This is a genomic window from Sulfobacillus harzensis (assembly GCF_012933365.1).
In the GTDB taxonomy this organism is placed as follows: domain Bacteria; phylum Bacillota; class Sulfobacillia; order Sulfobacillales; family Sulfobacillaceae; genus Sulfobacillus_B; species Sulfobacillus_B harzensis.
The window spans coordinates 1-1,347 of the sequence record NZ_JABBVZ010000268.1 but is presented as its reverse complement, the minus strand read 5'-3'; the positions used below and the strand labels follow the sequence as shown (position 1 = coordinate 1,347).

1 protein-coding gene is annotated in these 1,347 nt (G+C 64.5%); it reads right to left on the bottom strand.

Features of this window, described 5'->3' with window-relative positions; translation table 11 throughout:
• A partial coding sequence (locus tag HIJ39_RS22945) for a VirB4 family type IV secretion system protein (protein ID WP_169103343.1) occupies nt 1-1,220 on the bottom strand: 1,220 nt, incomplete at its 3' end.
• Nucleotides 1,221-1,347: the final 127 nt, after the last annotated feature.

Sequence of the window (1,347 nt, the reverse complement as noted above, 5' to 3'; positions counted from 1 at the left end):
CCTTCGCCCGCCGTGCGCAGGAGGGCCGTCAGCGTGGCCCATTCCGGCCCGGTTTGCGCTTGGCAGTAAGCATACACATCCCCGACATGGGGCCATCCGTCCACCGGGATGGTTCCAATATCCATATCCTTCGTGATACTGTGGGTCGCGTAGCTCCGCTCCACGGCTTCCTCCAAGAGGGCCCGTTGCATGGGCGAGAGATCGGGGAGATAGGTCGCGAAAAAGTCCAGCACCCGCTGAATGTGGGTGCTCAGCCCGCTCCCGCTCCCGCCTTCCTCATCGGTGTCGTCTGGCAGGCTCGGCGCTTGCAGGGGATTCACCCGCGTCCCACCCCCGGCTGCATTGATCCACGCGGCGTCAAGCTGTCGAGCAAGACCGCGATATTCGCGTTCCGGGTCGAGGACGAAGACTTTCGCCCCTAACGCCCACTCGCGGAGCATCATGAGCTTGGTGGCATGGGACTTGCCACCGCCGGGCGGGCTCAGGATGGCGAAGTTCTTGTTGGTGATCCCCGCCTCTTTGGGCGGCTCCCAGCGGTCAATGAGGACCATGCCGCCATCGGCGTCGTGGCCCAGCACGATGCCGGACCCGTGGTTAATGCCACCCGCGCCCATGGGCCAACTCGCCGCAATCGTGGCGGCGGGCCAGATTTGCGCGCCCTGGATGGGCTTCGGCCAGATCCCGAAGGGTCCGGATGCTTGCAACCCTTCATTCTGGTAGTACACAAGCGGGCGCGCCCGCATGCCTTGGGCGGCCAGTTGGCCTTCGAGCCGCTTGGCCCGGCGTAAGCCCACTTCTGCGTCCGGGGCGGACACAACCAGGTACACGGCGGTTTGAAAGGTGCCCTGCTGCTCCGCGTCGATTTGGCGCATCAACGCCATCGCGTCCTCTAATTCTTGCGTCAGACGCTGCTCGGTCAGCGCGGCGTTTTTACCCATCGCGAGTTGCCCCGAAATGGCGCCAATCCGGCGGTTGAGCGCCTGGACCAGTTGATAGGCGTCTTGTGGGGCCGCATGCAAACTCAGCGTCACCCCCGGCAGATTAGCCGCGCTGGTCAGCCACCCGTCCTCGACGCTCGGGGGGTAAGCCAGAATCGCATACACCCGCCGCCACTCGGGACCAGCCACCAGGTACTGCGGAAAAAACTCCAACGCCTCGGGCGCCATGGCATTCGCCAGGGCCGATTGCGTGGGATAGGTGGTTCCAGACTTCTTAGCCATGAGTCGCCTCCTTACGATAGAGCGGCGTCGGGCGCACGCCCCCATCGGGAATGCTTTCCACCGCCGCTTGGCCCGCGTGAAACATCAGAAACAGCAACTCGCGCCAAGCCGCATCCGTCAGCACGTC